Source organism: Collinsella sp. HCP28S3_E12, from assembly GCF_052065595.1.
Lineage (GTDB): Bacteria > Actinomycetota > Coriobacteriia > Coriobacteriales > Coriobacteriaceae > Collinsella.
The window spans coordinates 1-14,042 of the sequence record NZ_JBQHTS010000002.1; the positions used below are offsets into that span (position 1 = coordinate 1).

Below are 14,042 nucleotides of genomic sequence, written 5' to 3' on the forward strand. Positions count from 1 at the left end.
GAGGAAGGCGAGCAGCCGCTGCTTGGCGGTCGCCAGGCGCGCGGTCGCCCCGTCGTAGGCGCCGGCGAGGTCCCTGATGCCTTCGACCTCGGGGGAGGGGACCCATACGGGGGAGATGTCGTGGGCGAGTATCGCCTTGGCCATCCTGGCGGCGTCGTTCCTGTCGTTCTTGGAGGCCGAGTCGGCGGCCGACCTGGGGATCTTCGAGACCGCGGCGACGACGCACTCGACGCCGAGCCCGGCGAGCTCCCTTTGCGGGGCGAAGCCGAGGTAGCCGCTCTCGTAGGCCGCGAGCGACGGCCCGGGGAACCCATCCATCCACCCGGCGATCTCGCCCCAGGGGTTGCCGGGGAACCTCCTCGTCACGGCCTCGCCGGTGTCCGCGTCGAGGGCGCAGACGGTGGTCGACCTCAGGTGGACGTCCATCCCGAACGCGGTAGAATACTTTGGCATGGGAGCCTCCCAACCTCGTTGCGGCGCGGCTGCGCCTATGGCACTTCAACATCATTGTCGCAGCCCCGACCCGCGGTCACGAGCGGGGGCTCCTATCTTTTTAGTGCCCTCGGATTGGGTCATAGTGTCTGTCGAGCCCCGCCGCGCGCAGGGCCTCCTTCGCAATCTGCCGTATGCTGCGCGTGGACAGCGGCTTCCCATATGTTTTGTTGGAGAGGCTGGCGAACAGCGGCGAGTCCTCCCCGACGACCTCGCGCCCCTCGCACCTGCGCGCTGCCAGGTAGTCGTAAATGGGTCCTAGAGTCGCATCGGTCAGCACCACGAGCGCGTCCTTCTCGACCCTGCCCTTGCCCTGGACGAGCAGAATCGTCTGATCGCCCCTGTTGCGCAAATCACCCAGACGGCCTCGCGTGACCTCCACCGAGCGTAAGCCGACTCTGATGAGCAGGTTCACCAGCGCGAAGTCGCGCTTGGCCTGCAGCGTGTCGCCCTTCAGCACCTGGAGCACACGCTTGGCCTGCGCCGGCGTCAGCGCGTCCTTGCGGTGGATGTTGCCCACTAGCTTGACCGTCTTTATGTCCGCGGCCACGTTCGGGTAGGCTCTCACGGACTCGAGCCATTTGAACAGGCTCTTGACCGCGGTGAGGTAGGTGCTCGCCGTCGAGGGCCGCACCCTCGCCAGCATGTCCTGCTTGTAGGCGAGGATGTCTCCCCTGGCGAGGTCTGTGATCCCTCGCTCCTCCTTCCACGCGAAGAAGCCCCTCAGGGTCCTGCGGTAGGTCTCCTTCGTGGTCTCGGCCAGCTCGGCCTCGACTAAAAAGCGCTCGAGCAGCATCTCGACGTCTGCGCTCAGGGCCACGGGACTCGAGGGCTGCTGCGTCGCTGTTATGAGTTGGTTCTGTGTTTCGTTTCCGTTCCCGGGTATGTTCTGCACATCGTGCACCACCTTCTTAATTATCTTCAATAAAGATAACACGGGAGGGGGCTGCAGTGCCAACCGCCGCCTTCGGCCATGCTCTGGCGGGTTGCGGGAAGGGCAGGCGTTTCTGTGTGATGCTTTCCAGCATCAGGCGCCAGCTAGAGGGAGCAGTGCCACGCAGTCTCTCCGCTCTCAGCACCAATCAGCACTTGGGTGAAGCGACGAGCCAAGGGAAATCACCATGCTATAATCCTAGATATCAATCATCCAGCGGGGCCTTTGGCAAGCGCCGCTTCGAGTTAGGTCAGGTTAGATGAAGAACTAGCGATGCCCGTTTCGGGTACCCCATACGACCATTCTGTACATCCGGTCGCGCTTCAGGGTGCCGCATCGCTTCAGTGCCTTCTCGTTCCGAATCCATACATCGCGTGCCTGGCCCCTGCGCGACCTCCTCTCAAAGGAGCTCGCCATGCAACTGAATCTCACTCACATCAGCTATACCTACCCCGGTACGGCATCGCCAGCCATCGAAGACGTCAGCGCCACGTTCCCGACGGGATGGACGGGCATCATCGGCGACAACGGATGCGGGAAGAGCACGCTCGCCCGTATCGCCGCCCGCGTTATTACACCCGATTCCGGGACGGTGAGCCCGAATCTGTTCGCGTCGTATTGCGAGCAAGACTCGACCCAAGAGCCAGACAAGCTCTTTGATCTCGCATCGGATTGGGGCAAGGAGGCGCAACGGGCAAGGGCGCTGCTCCGCATCGAAGACGACTGGTTCTGGCGCTACGACACGCTCTCGGGCGGTCAGCAGAAGCGGATCCAGATCGCATGCGCCCTCTATGCACAACCGGATGTCCTCATCATGGACGAGCCGACCAACGACCTCGATGCCGCCACGCGCGACATCGTGAAGGAGGCGCTGGCTTCGTTCGGCGGCATCGGCATCCTCATCTCGCACGATAGGGATCTGCTCGACGGCCTTGTGGGCCAGAGCCTCATGTGCGAGGGCGCGCGTTGGACCATGCGCCCCGGCGGGTACTCGAAGGCAAGCGACCAGGCGGCGAGCGAACGCGCCTCTGCGATGAGGGATCGCGAGCAAGCCTCTCGTGAAGCTAAGCGCCTGAAGGCAGAAGCCCAGCGCAGGAGCGAAGAGGCGGCACGTCAGAAGGGCAAGCGAAGCAAGCGCGGCTTGAGCAAAAAAGACAGCGACGCTCGGGAGAAGATCGGACGCGCCATAGTCTCTGGAAAGGACGGCGTTGCAGGGAAGCTCTCGTCCAAAATGAGCGGGCGGCTCGCAAAGGCCGAGGCAGAGCTTTCTGAGAAAACCGTCTCGAAAAGATACGACCATCGTATCGGCGAGTTCGGCGTCGCTGCGCGCTCAAGTTGCGTGGCGCACTTGGAGGCATCGCGACTGTCTGCTGGCGAGTTCTCGATAGATGTGCCGGAGCTCTGGATCTCGCCAACGGATCACGTGGTGTTGACCGGTGCGAACGGAACGGGAAAGAGCCTGGTGGTACGAAGCGTCATCGAATCTGTTCCTGATAATGTCAAAGTTGCGTACGTTCCCCAGGACGTCGGGCCAGAGGAACGCGAGCGAGCACTGAGGCATCTCCGAGACCAGGACCAGGAGACGAAAGGTCGCATCCTCTCCATCGTGGCGCGGTTGAACTCCGACCCTGACAAACTGCTCGATGGCGACGATTTGAGTCCTGGCGAACTCCGCAAACTCATGCTTGCTGAACAGCTTGTTACGAATCCCAACCTCCTCGTACTCGACGAGCCGACGAATCATCTTGATGTGGGTTCTATTGAGGCGCTGCAGGAGATGCTGAGCGGTTTCTCTGGCGCGTTACTGTTGGTTACGCATGATAGACAGCTGTCGGAGGCAGTCACGCAGATTGGCTGGGAAACTATTCAAGGTGAGAGCCTGATGAGATTGCTGGTCGTCTAAACAATGGGTTTTATAAAAGAGCCTTGTCGGGTGGATTTGCAGCTTCAGTTTGCAATTATTGTTTAACTCCGCGTGGGTAGTCGCAAGCGGCTTGCTCGTGACGACAGCGACTATTGCCAAAGGGTGGACGCAAGCGGTTTGCTCGTGATGACAGCGACTATTGTTATCCTGTGGTTGCAAGTGGCTTAAAGGTGATGACAGAGTCGTGGAGTTCGACACCAAGATGAAAGTCCCATCAAAGTCACCGTCAAATATCTAGCACGGACAAACAAATAAGGACTCATAGAAACCCTTGGTCGGTGTGCTAACATGATTACAGTGAGTAAATAAGTCTTCAATAACACTAAGCCATTACATAATAAAACGTGGGTACCATACCGAATGGTTGATGTTCGGGCGGGTGTTTGACGCATGGCGTCGACCCCGCCCGTTTCTATTTTCGATAGGAGTATCCCCCATGATTAAGAATGAGAACGTCGAGGGCGAGCCGGCCTACAACGAGACGTACCGACGCGGCCCCGTGGTTATGCGCGGCCCTATGATTCCTAAGGACAACACCTACGCCAACCTGCTGGCGCCCGAGGACTCGACTGGCTGGTTGCACGCCGACCCGTGGCGTGTGCTGCGCATTCAGGCCGAGTTTGTCGATGGCTTCGGCGCGCTTGCCGAGCTCGGGCCCGCGGTGACCATCTTCGGCAGTGCCCGCACGCCCAAGACCGATCCGCTCTACAAGGCGGCGCGCACGGTCGGCCGCAAGATCGCGCAGCGCGGCGTGGCGGTTATCACCGGCGGTGGTCCTGGCATTATGGAGGCGGCCAACAGGGGAGCGGCGAGCGCCAACGGCAAGTCGGTCGGCTTGGGTATTGAGCTTCCGCACGAGCATGGGCTCAACAAATACGTGAACCTCGGCATGGACTTCCGTTACTTCTTTGTGCGCAAGACCATGTTTGTCAAATACAGCTCGGGCGCCATCGTGTTTCCCGGTGGTTTTGGTACGCTCGACGAGATGTTTGAGGTGCTCACGCTGGTGCAGACGCACAAGGTCAAGCGCATGCCGCTTGTTTTGGTGGGCAGCGAATACTGGCAGGGCCTGTTCGACTGGCTCAACGGCCCGGTGATGGATGCCGGCATGATCAGCCCACTCGATCCAGACCTCGTCCACATCACCGATGACCTCAACGAGGCCGTCGATATTGTCCTGAGCGGGCTGATGTAGGGTAGGTAAAATGGGACGGGGCTAAAAAGACTGGTCTGAAACGTTTGATATCAGTCTTTTTGGCCCCGTCCCAAATGAACTGCTTCCAAGTTGCGGTGGAATAGGGATTGGTTGGCGACGATGCGCTTGGCGCCACGACCCTTTTTGATCGCCTTGATCTCGCCCGATTTCCACTCCGGCGAAACGGCCAGGCGAATATTGAGCATCTGCGTGAGCTGGCCTGCACCTGGTCGAGCAGGTCTTCGCCTTCGATAATCACATGAAGCGGAATCACGTAAATGCCGAGCTCTTGGGCGCGGGCGGGGGAGATGCCCGACGTGGAGTCGGTTATGATGGCAAAAGACATAATTGCACCTTTCGTTGGGGCGTGACGGCGCCGCCTTCTGAGAGCAAAGTGCGACAAGTATAGTAGAGTCGTTCCACATTACTAGGTTCAATTGTTGAATAGTCAACAGTTTGAAGTGTCGGTGTGGAAATCGTCAACTGGGGAAGAGGGATGTCGATGGAGGCTCTGGAGATATGCAAGCGGTCGGTCGTGCTGTTTGATTTTGACGGCACGGTGGCCGATACGGGCCGGGCGGTGATGACCTCGACGCGTAAAACGCTGGCTGCGCGCGGGTTTTCTGAGGCGCAGATGGGTGACCTGCGCCGCATGATCGGGCCTCCGTTGTGGAAGAGCTTCCACGACTTTTACGGCTTCTCGCGCGAGGAGTCGCTTGTGGTGGCCGACGAGTACCGTGCCTTTTTTGATGAGCTGGGACCGGAAGAGTACCCCGTGTTCGATGGAATTCCCGAACTGCTCGATGGCTTGGCCGCCCAGGGGCATCACTTGGCCGTGGCGACGTCGCGCATGGAGGCAAAGTGCATCGACATGGTGGGCGAGCTGGGGCTTTCGCAGTTTGAGGCGGTGGTCGGTATGAATCCGCCGCAGGGGCGCGAGACCAAGGCCGATTCGGTTCGCGATGCCCTGGCGGCGCTCGGCGCGACGGCGGACGATGCCGTGATGATCGGCGACCGCTTTAACGATGTGGAGGGCGCGCACGCAATGGGCGTGCCGTGCATTGGCATCTATTCGGGCGCGGCGGTGCCGGGCGAGCACGAGGCGGCGGGCGCCGATGCAGTGGTGCACTCGGTGGCCGAGCTTGCTAAACTTTTCGCCATCTAATGACGTTATGCGAGGGGCGGGTGTGGCCGTCGCTCATTGGTAAGGAGGTCGTCCATGAATCAGGTGGAACAGAGCGTTACCGAGTATGTCGACGAGATCTGGGAAGATGTCGTTGCCGATATCGAGCAGCTGGTGAGCTATCCGTCCGTGGCCGTTGCTGCCCATGCGGAGCCCGGTGCGCCGTTTGGCCGCCCGGTCCGTGATGCGCTCGATTGTGCGCTCGGCATTGCGCAAAAGCTCGGCTACCAGACGAGCGACGACGAGGGCTATGTGGGCATCGCCGACATTCCCGGCCGCGGCGATAAGCAGCTTGCGACCATCTGCCATGTGGATGTGGTGCCCGCCGGTCCCGGTTGGAACACCGACCCGTTTGCGATGGAGCGCCGCGAGGGCTGGCTGCTCGGTCGTGGCGTGATCGACGACAAAGGCCCGGCCGTGTTGTCGCTCTACGCCGGTGCCTACCTGATCAAGCACGGCATTGTGCCGCGCTATACCTTCCGCGCGCTGCTGGGCTGCGATGAGGAAGTGGGCATGTCCGACGTTCACCATTATCTGGAGAACCACGCAGATCCCGACTTTTTGTTTACGCCCGATGCCGAGTTCCCGGTCTGCAATGCCGAGAAGGGCCAGTTTGGGGCGACGTTTGTGAGCTCCAAGATCGACGGCGGGCGCATCGTATCGTGGAGCGGTGCCGAGGCGAGCAACGCCATTCCGTCGCAGTCTATCTGCGAGCTCGCGATTGCCGCCGATGAGCTGCCGGCGCCCGTTGAGAACGCCGACCGCCTGGAGATCACGGCGCTCGATAACGGGCATGCGCAGATTTTCGCCCACGGTATTGGCGGTCACGCTTCGATGCCCGAGGGAACGATCAATGCCGTCGGCCTCATCGTGGCGTATCTGCGCGAGGCCGAGGACGCGTTTGGTGCACGCGACGAGCGTCTGCTGACGCCCGTCGAGCACGAGTTTGTCAAGTTTCTGACCTTTGTACATGCGGATGCCTATGGCCGCGGCCTGGGTATCGACGCGACGAGCCCGGCGTTTGGCCCGCTCACGTGCAACCCCGGTGTTATCCGTGTGATGGATGGCCATATTGAGCAGGTCATCGACGTACGTTTCCCCGACAGCACGAGCGCCGATACCATCTGCGAGCAGCTCGAGCCGCTCGTGGGCCGCTTTGGCGTGACGTGCCGTGTGGGTCGTGCAAAGGTGCCGTTCTCGGTGTCCGCCGACGATCCGGCCGTGAAGGCGCTTATTGATACCTATAACGAGTTTACGGGCAAGCATGCCGAGCCCTTTGCCATGGGCGGCGGCACGTACGCGCGCAACTTTGCCCGCGCCGTGTCGTTTGGCCCCGAGGAAACCGGCCTGGAGCTGCCCGCATGGGGCGGCCAGATGCACGGCCCCAACGAGTGCGCCAACGAGGAACAGCTCAAGCAGGCGCTCAAGATCTATATTGTTGCGATCCTCCGTTTGAATGAATTAGAGCTTTAAGGTTACGCGGTTTCCTAATCTAAGTTGCGATGGAATAGTTCCTAGAATGGGCCATTTGATGGCCAAGCAGGAACTATTTCACCGCAACTTTGTTTTTATTGGTGTAAAAGGCAGGCCATGCTTGGGGGCGGGTTTGTTATTCGTCTGTAAAGCCGAGTCGCGCTCGCGGTAAGGGTCTATCAAATGCCCGTAAGAATCCGCAGTTGGCGCGGGCACCGCCCGATCGAGGCCGTATCTTTCCAAACAGCAAAGCGGGCAGGGTGCCCGCGAGTCGCATGTATGAAAGGAAGATCATGCTCGATCAGGCTTATTCTCGTCGTCAGTTCCTCGGCCTCGCTGGTGGTCTTGCCAGCTTCGTGGGCCTCGGCCTCGTTGGTTGCGGCGGCGCAGGCGCTTCCAACGCCGCCGACAAGGGCAGCGCCGCTGCCGAGTCCGTCTCCGGCGAGGTGACCTACGACGGCGCCTCCTCGTTCCAAGCTCTCGTCGAGGCCGCTGCCGAGAAGTTCATGGACGCCAACCCGGACGTCTCCGTCTCTGGCTCGGGCAACGGTTCGGGCAAGGGCCTGACCGCCGTTGCCGCCGGTACCGTTACCATCGGTAACTCCGACGTCTTCGCCGAGACCAAGCTCGAGGCCGACCAGGTCAAGAACCTCGTCGACCACGAGGTCGCCGTCGTGGGCATGGGCCCCGTCGTCTCCAAGAACGTGAAGGTCGACGACTTGTCCCTCGAGCAGCTCAAGGGCATCTTCTCCGGCCAGATCACCAACTGGAAGGAGGTCGGCGGCGACGACGCCACCATCGTCGTCCTCAACCGAAAGGCCGGCTCCGGCACCCGCGCCACCTTCGAGGCCGCCGTCTTTGGTGACGAGGCCGTCGACTTTAAGGGCGACGCCGAGCTCGACAAGTCCGGCGACGTCCAGACTCAGATGGCCAGCACCGACAACGCCATCTCCTACCTCGACTTCTCGCACTTCGACGACTCCAAGTTCAACGCTATCAAGGTCGAGGGCGTGGAGCCCAAGAGCGCAAACGTCACTGACGACTCCTTTAAGATCTGGGCGACCGAGCACATGTACTGCGCAAAGGACGCCGACGATGCCACCAAGGCCTTCCTGGAGTTCATGCTTTCCGACGACGTCCAGGGCAAACTTGTCGAGGAACAGGGCTTTATCCCTGTCTCTGCCATGAAGGTCGTCAAGGACGCCAGCGGCAAGGTCTCCGCTAAATAAGTAATCGCCCCGGAAAGGTTTGCAATGGCAAAACAGCTGCCAAAGCGCGACCTTGAGAACGTGGGCCTGGGCGTCACGGGCGCGTGCGTAGCGCTCGTGACGCTTGTCGTTGCCGCGCTCATCTTTATGGTCGCCCAAAAGGGCCTCTCGGCTTTTCTCAAGGACGGCGTTTCGGTCGTCGAGTTCTTTACCGGCACCAAGTGGGACCTGGCCAACACGGCCGAAAACGGCCTGCCCTATACCGGCGCCCTGCCCCTGATCGTCACCTCGTTTGCGGTCATGGTGCTCTCCACGCTTATCGCGCTGCCCATCGCCATCGGCTCTGCTATCTTTGCGGTCGAGATTAGCCCTAAGTTTGGCTCCAAGGTGTTTCAGCCGCTTATTGAGCTTTTGACCGGCATTCCCTCGGTCGTCTTTGGCCTGGTCGGCTTTCACGTGGTCGTCGGTCTTATGAAGAGCGTTTTCCACGTGAGCACGGGCCTGGGCATCTTGCCCGGCGCCATTGTGCTGGCCGTCATGATCTTGCCGACGATGACCACCCTTTCGGTCGATGGCCTGCGTGCTGTGCCCGATAGCTACCGTCAGGGTTCGCTCGCGCTGGGCTACACCCGCTGGCAGACCATCTGGCACGTGGTACTCAAATCCGCCATGCCGTCGCTCATGACCGCGGTCATCCTTGGCATGACCCGCGCCTTTGGCGAGACGCTCGCCGTGCGCATGGTTATCGGCGGCATCGAGGCTATGCCGACGTCGCTGCTGTCGCCGGCCTCCACCATCACCACCACGCTCACCACGTCTATGGCGGTCTATGCCGAGGGCTCGGCCCAAGACGACGTCCTGTGGGCGCTCGGTCTGCTGCTGATGGGCATGAGCCTCATCTTTATCCTGATCATCCACCTTATCGGCCGCAAGGGGGCGAAGGCTCGTGGCTAGCACGCGCATTCATATCGACGAGGCGAGACTCAGGCGCGTCCAAAAGCAGGACCGCATCGCCACGGGCGTGCTGACCGCAATCGTCGCCATCGTCATGCTCATCGTCGTCTCCATGGTGGCCTATATTCTGTTCGAGGGCATCTCGACGCTGTTCCAGCCGGGATTTCTCACGCAGCCCGCGCGCGCCAACGGAACCCAGGGCGGCGTGCTCTATCAGCTGTTCGACTCGTTCTATCTGCTGCTGATCACCTTAAGTATCTCGGTGCCCATCAGCTTGGGCGGCGCGGTTTTCCTGGTTGAGTACGCGCCGGACGGCCCCATCCGCGACATCGCCTCCACCGCCATCGAGACGCTGTCCTCGCTGCCTTCCATCGTCGTCGGCATGTTCGGCTTTCTGGTGTTCTCGGTGCAGCTGGGTTGGAAGTACTCCATCATCTCCGGCGCCGTCGCGCTCACCATGTTCAACATTCCCATCCTGGTGCGCGTGATTCAGCAGGCGCTCGAGGACGTGCCGCAGGCCCAGCGCGATGCGTGCCTGGCCATGGGCCTCACCCGCTGGGAGGCCACGCTGCACATCCTGATCCCCGAGGCCATGCCCGCCATCGTGACCGGTATCGTGCTTTCGGCCGGCCGCGTGTTTGGCGAGGCTGCGGCGCTGCTCTTTACCTCGGGCATGAGTTCGCCGGTGCGTCTGAACTTCTTGAGCTTTAACCTGTCGAGTCCCACTTGCGCCTGGAACGTGTTCCGCCCCGGTGAGTCGCTCGCCGTGCACATCTATAAGATCTACGGCGAGGGCAGCCCCGAGGCACAGCAGATTGTTTGGGGCACCGCGGCACTGCTGATGATCTGCGTGCTGCTGTTTAACGTAGTCGCCCGTATCGTGGGCAAGCAACTGGCAAGGAGGATGACGGCCGAATGAGCGAGATAAATGCAACGCCCGCAACCGAGGCGGCCGCGTCCGAGACCCAGGACTTTTTGTCGAGCGTGGGGGAGAGCGAGAAGCGCGTGCGCGTAAGCGGCAAAGCCGTGAGCGACGAGGTCGTGCTTTCCACCAAGGACGTCAACGTGTACTATGGCGACCACCATGCGCTGCACGATACGTCGCTCGACTTTCACAAGGGCGAGATCACGGCGCTCATCGGGCCTTCGGGCTGCGGTAAGTCGACCTTTTTGCGCAGCCTCAACCTTATGAATCGCGAGATTCGCGGCTGCCGCGTGGAGGGCGAGATCAACTACCGCGGGCGCAACGTGAACACCAAGACCGAGAACACCTACGAGCTGCGTCGCTCCATTGGCATGGTGTTCCAGCAGCCCAACCCCTTTCGCAAGTCCATTCGCGACAACATCACGTTTGCGCCCAAACGCCACGGCATTACTGACCGCGACGAGCTCGATCGCATGGTCGAGGAAAGCCTGCGCGGCGCGGCGCTGTGGGACGAGGTCAAGGACAAGCTCGACAAGAGCGCCTACGCGCTTTCGGGCGGCCAGCAGCAACGCCTGTGCATTGCGCGCACGCTGGCGCTCAATCCCGATGTGATTCTGTTTGACGAGCCCTGCTCGGCGCTCGACCCCATCTCGACGCTGGCAATCGAGGACCTGATGTCATCGATTGTTGCCGATCGCGCCATCGTCATCGTGACGCACAACATGGAGCAGGCGTCGCGCGTGTCCAACCGCACGGCGTTTTTCTACATGGGCGATATGGTCGAGTACGACGAGACCGACGAGATTTTCCAACGGCCCAAGGATAAGCGGCTGAATGATTACCTCACCGGCATGTTCTCCTAGTCCGGGACATGCTTGAGGCCCGCGGCGGCCATGGTTGCCGCGGGACTGATTGGAGAGGCGGGTCATCTCTTGCGGGAGATGGCCCGCCTTTTTGCTCTGCGACCGAAACGACCACCACAAAGGGGACAGGCACCTTCGTGGTGGTTTGGGGTGGGGCTCGCTGCTATCATGGACAACGTTGAATTTCTACGAAGGAGCAGGGCATATGGCGATTCTTTTGGGATGCGATTCCGTCAGCCTAGAGTTTCCCACCAAGCATATTTTCGATAGCGTGACGCTCGGCGTGGACGAGGGTGACCGCATTGGCATCGTCGGTAAAAACGGCGACGGCAAGTCGACGCTGCTGAGCGTGCTCGCCGGTACGCTGGACCCCGACGACGGCCGCGTGACGCATCGCCGCGACACGACGATTGGTTTGCTCGGCCAAAAGGACAACCTGGTCGATACCGACACCGTGCATCATGCCGTCGTCGGCGACACGCCCGAGTACGAATGGGCCTCGAGCCCGCGTACGCGCCAGATTCTGGCTGGCCTTATTAGCGATGTGCCCTGGGAGGGCACGGTGGGCGAGCTTTCGGGCGGCCAGCGCCGTCGTGTGGACCTCGCGCGCCTGCTGATCGGCGACTACGACGTGCTCATGCTCGACGAGCCCACCAACCACCTGGACATGCGCACCATCAATTGGCTCGCGCGTCACTTAAAGGCCCGCTGGCAGCGCGGTCAGGGCGCGATGCTCGTGGTCACGCACGACCGTTGGTTCTTGGACGAGGTCTGTACCAGCATGTGGGAGGTCCACGACGGCCAGGTCGACCCCTTCGAGGGCGGCTACTCCGCGTATATCCTTCAGCGCGTAGAGCGCGACCGCATGGCCGCCGTTACCGAGGAGCGCCGTCGCAACATGGCGCGCAAGGAGCTCGCGTGGCTGAGCCGCGGCGCACAGGCGCGCTCCACCAAGCCCAAGTTTCGTGTGGAGGCCGCTCGCGAGCTCATCGCCGACGTGCCGCCCGTGCGCGACGAGCTGGAGCTCAAGCGCCTGGCGGTGAGTCGCCTGGGCAAGCAGGTTATCGACGTGGTCGACGTGGACGCCGGCTATGCCGATACCGACGGCGCGCCCAAGCAGGTGCTCTCCGACGTGACCTGGCTCATTGGTGCGGGCGACCGCTATGGTCTTTTGGGCGAGAACGGCGCCGGCAAGTCCACACTGCTCGATGTGATTCAGGGCAAGATCGCGCCCCTGCGCGGCCGCGTGAAGATTGGCCAGACGGTGCGCTTTGGCGTGCTGTCGCAGCAGCTCGAGGAGCTCGAGCCCTACATGGGCGACACGATCCGCGAGGTGCTCAGCAACTACAAGAAGTACTACGTTATCGATGGCAAGGAGACCTCGCCCGAGAAGCTCTGCGAGCGTCTGGGCTTTACGACGCAGCAGCTCTGGAGTCGTATCGGCGATCTTTCGGGCGGACAGCGCCGTCGCCTGTCGCTGCTGCTGACGATCCTGGACGAGCCCAATGTGCTCATCCTGGACGAGCCCGGCAACGACCTGGATACCGACATGCTGGCGATTGTCGAGGACCTGCTCGATGGTTGGCCCGGCACGTTGATTCTGGTAACGCATGACCGCTTTTTGATGGAGCGCGTGACCGACCAGCAGTGGGCGCTGCTCGACGGCCACCTGACGCACATGCCCGGCGGCGTCGACCAGTACCTGCGCCTGTGCAATGCCACCGCCGAGGGCGAGCCCGTGGGTGCGCCGAGCGCCAAGACCGGCACGTTCGACACCGGTGCCGCGGCAGCTGCGGCCGAAAAGCCCAAGGCGAGCGGTCAGCCCAATGGCCTTTCCAATGCCGAGCGCCAGAAGCTCCGCCGCGAGGTGAGCTCGCTCGAGCGCAAGATGGAGACGCAGCGCGCTCGCGTGGAGGAGGTCGAGGCCGCGATGGCTCAGGTCGACCCCACCAACTACACGGCGCTGGGCGAGCAGCAGGCAAAGATCGACGAGGCTCACGCCGCTATGGACGAGCTGGAGATGGCGTGGCTCGAGGCGAGCGAGAAGCTCGAGGGCGAGGAGTAGACGAGGATGATCAAAGCCGCATTTTTCGATATCGACGGCACGCTACTGAGCTTTAAGACGCACCGGATTCCGGCGTCGGCGCAGCAAGTGCTCGACAGCTTTCACGAGCAGGGGATCGCGTGCGTGATCGCCACAGGCCGTCCGACCTACCAGATGCCGGATTGGCTGTTCGATCTTGGTTGGGATGCGTACATTACGCTTTCGGGCCAGCACTGTTTTGATGCCGAGGGCGTCTACCGTAGCTGCCCGATTGACCCGGAGGACGTTGCGGTGATTGTGGACCAGGTGGCCGAGGGGCGCTACGACTCGCTGTGCATGCAGGGCGAGAACTCGTTTGTGAACCGCCTGTCCGAGCGCGTGGTGACGGCCGGTAACAACGCGGGAATCGTCTACCACGAGGAGCCGTTTGAGCACGCCTTCGATGCGCCGGTTTACCAGTTTTGCGCCTTTGTGGATCCTGCCGACGAGCATATCGTGACCGACGCCGTGTCGCATTCGCTCACCACGCGCTGGTGCGACCTGTTCTGCGACATTATTCCGGCCAACGGCGGCAAGGACCTGGGTGTGGCGGCGACGCTGGAGCGCCTGGGCATCGACGCGAGCGAGGCGATCGCCTTTGGCGATGGCGAGAACGACCTGTCGATGTTTGCCGCCGTGGGCACGAGCGTGGCCATGGGCAACGCGCAAGACACGGTAAAGGCTGCGGCGAGCTACGTGACGACTGCCGTGGACGACGACGGAATTTACAACGCCGCAAAGCACTTTGGGCTGCTATAGCTGCGGCTCGGCACTTGGGGACGTTCCTTTTCTGCCGGCAGTTGGGGAC

Annotated in this window: 13 protein-coding genes; 10 read left to right on the forward strand and 3 right to left on the reverse strand. The window is 61.6% G+C overall.

All coding sequences use genetic code 11. The annotated features are described in order from the left end of the window. The coding region (locus tag ACTNBY_RS00905; RefSeq protein WP_441063023.1) for an IS110 family transposase at positions 1-453 on the reverse strand (453 nt) is incomplete at its 3' end. Positions 454-553: 100 nt separating this feature from the next. Further along, positions 554-1,429 carry a tyrosine-type recombinase/integrase gene (locus ACTNBY_RS00910; protein ID WP_441039016.1) on the reverse strand — a complete coding sequence of 292 codons (876 nt, stop codon included), beginning with the start codon at positions 1,427-1,429 and terminating at the stop codon, positions 554-556. A 412-nt stretch (positions 1,430-1,841) separates the two neighbouring features. Here ACTNBY_RS00910 and ACTNBY_RS00915 point away from each other — a divergent pair, with 412 nt between their 5' ends. Both ACTNBY_RS00915 and ACTNBY_RS00920 read left to right on the forward strand, forming a co-directional pair. Continuing rightward, complete coding sequence (locus ACTNBY_RS00915) at positions 1,842-3,329, forward strand: ATP-binding cassette domain-containing protein (protein WP_441063024.1); 1,488 nt, start codon at positions 1,842-1,844, stop codon at positions 3,327-3,329. A gap of 457 nt (positions 3,330-3,786) precedes the next feature. Continuing rightward, positions 3,787-4,545 (forward strand): TIGR00730 family Rossman fold protein, encoded by a 759-nt coding sequence (locus ACTNBY_RS00920; RefSeq protein ID WP_441063025.1) that lies wholly within the window; start codon positions 3,787-3,789, stop codon positions 4,543-4,545. On the opposite strand, the gene ACTNBY_RS00925 is transcribed toward ACTNBY_RS00920, so the two are convergent. Further along, complete coding sequence (locus tag ACTNBY_RS00925; RefSeq protein WP_441063026.1) at positions 4,505-4,891, reverse strand: DegV family protein; 387 nt, start codon at positions 4,889-4,891, stop codon at positions 4,505-4,507. The two genes, ACTNBY_RS00920 and ACTNBY_RS00925, sit on opposite strands and share 41 nt — an antisense overlap. A gap of 156 nt (positions 4,892-5,047) precedes the next feature. Between ACTNBY_RS00925 and ACTNBY_RS00930 the strand changes: the two genes are divergently transcribed. The 8 genes from ACTNBY_RS00930 (at position 5,048) to ACTNBY_RS00965 (ending at position 13,993) form a co-directional block, all read left to right on the forward strand. Further along, positions 5,048-5,710, forward strand: coding sequence for an HAD hydrolase-like protein (locus tag ACTNBY_RS00930; RefSeq protein WP_441063027.1), 663 nt, complete (start codon positions 5,048-5,050; stop codon positions 5,708-5,710). Positions 5,711-5,764: 54 nt separating this feature from the next. Continuing rightward, on the forward strand, positions 5,765-7,201 hold the full coding sequence (locus ACTNBY_RS00935) for a M20 family metallopeptidase (protein WP_441063028.1): 1,437 nt from the start codon (positions 5,765-5,767) through the stop codon (positions 7,199-7,201). 293 nt (positions 7,202-7,494) lie between these two features. Continuing rightward, positions 7,495-8,430 carry a phosphate ABC transporter substrate-binding protein gene (locus tag ACTNBY_RS00940; RefSeq protein WP_154515770.1) on the forward strand — a complete coding sequence of 312 codons (936 nt, stop codon included), beginning with the start codon at positions 7,495-7,497 and terminating at the stop codon, positions 8,428-8,430. Between the two features lie 24 nt (positions 8,431-8,454). Beyond that, the gene (gene pstC, locus ACTNBY_RS00945) at positions 8,455-9,363 is read left to right on the forward strand and encodes a phosphate ABC transporter permease subunit PstC (RefSeq protein WP_427719566.1); all 909 of its coding nucleotides are present in this window, start codon (positions 8,455-8,457) and stop codon (positions 9,361-9,363) included. Further along, positions 9,356-10,282, forward strand: coding sequence for a phosphate ABC transporter permease PstA (gene pstA / locus ACTNBY_RS00950; RefSeq protein ID WP_441048250.1), 927 nt, complete (start codon positions 9,356-9,358; stop codon positions 10,280-10,282). Before pstC ends, pstA begins: the two co-directional genes overlap by 8 nt. Further along, positions 10,279-11,151 (forward strand): phosphate ABC transporter ATP-binding protein PstB, encoded by an 873-nt coding sequence (gene pstB, locus ACTNBY_RS00955; RefSeq protein WP_427719562.1) that lies wholly within the window; start codon positions 10,279-10,281, stop codon positions 11,149-11,151. Before pstA ends, pstB begins: the two co-directional genes overlap by 4 nt. A 205-nt stretch (positions 11,152-11,356) precedes the next feature. Continuing rightward, positions 11,357-13,216, forward strand: coding sequence for an ABC-F family ATP-binding cassette domain-containing protein (locus ACTNBY_RS00960; protein WP_441063029.1), 1,860 nt, complete (start codon positions 11,357-11,359; stop codon positions 13,214-13,216). Between the two features lie 6 nt (positions 13,217-13,222). Beyond that, positions 13,223-13,993, forward strand: coding sequence for a Cof-type HAD-IIB family hydrolase (locus tag ACTNBY_RS00965; protein WP_441063030.1), 771 nt, complete (start codon positions 13,223-13,225; stop codon positions 13,991-13,993). Positions 13,994-14,042 lie beyond the last annotated feature (49 nt).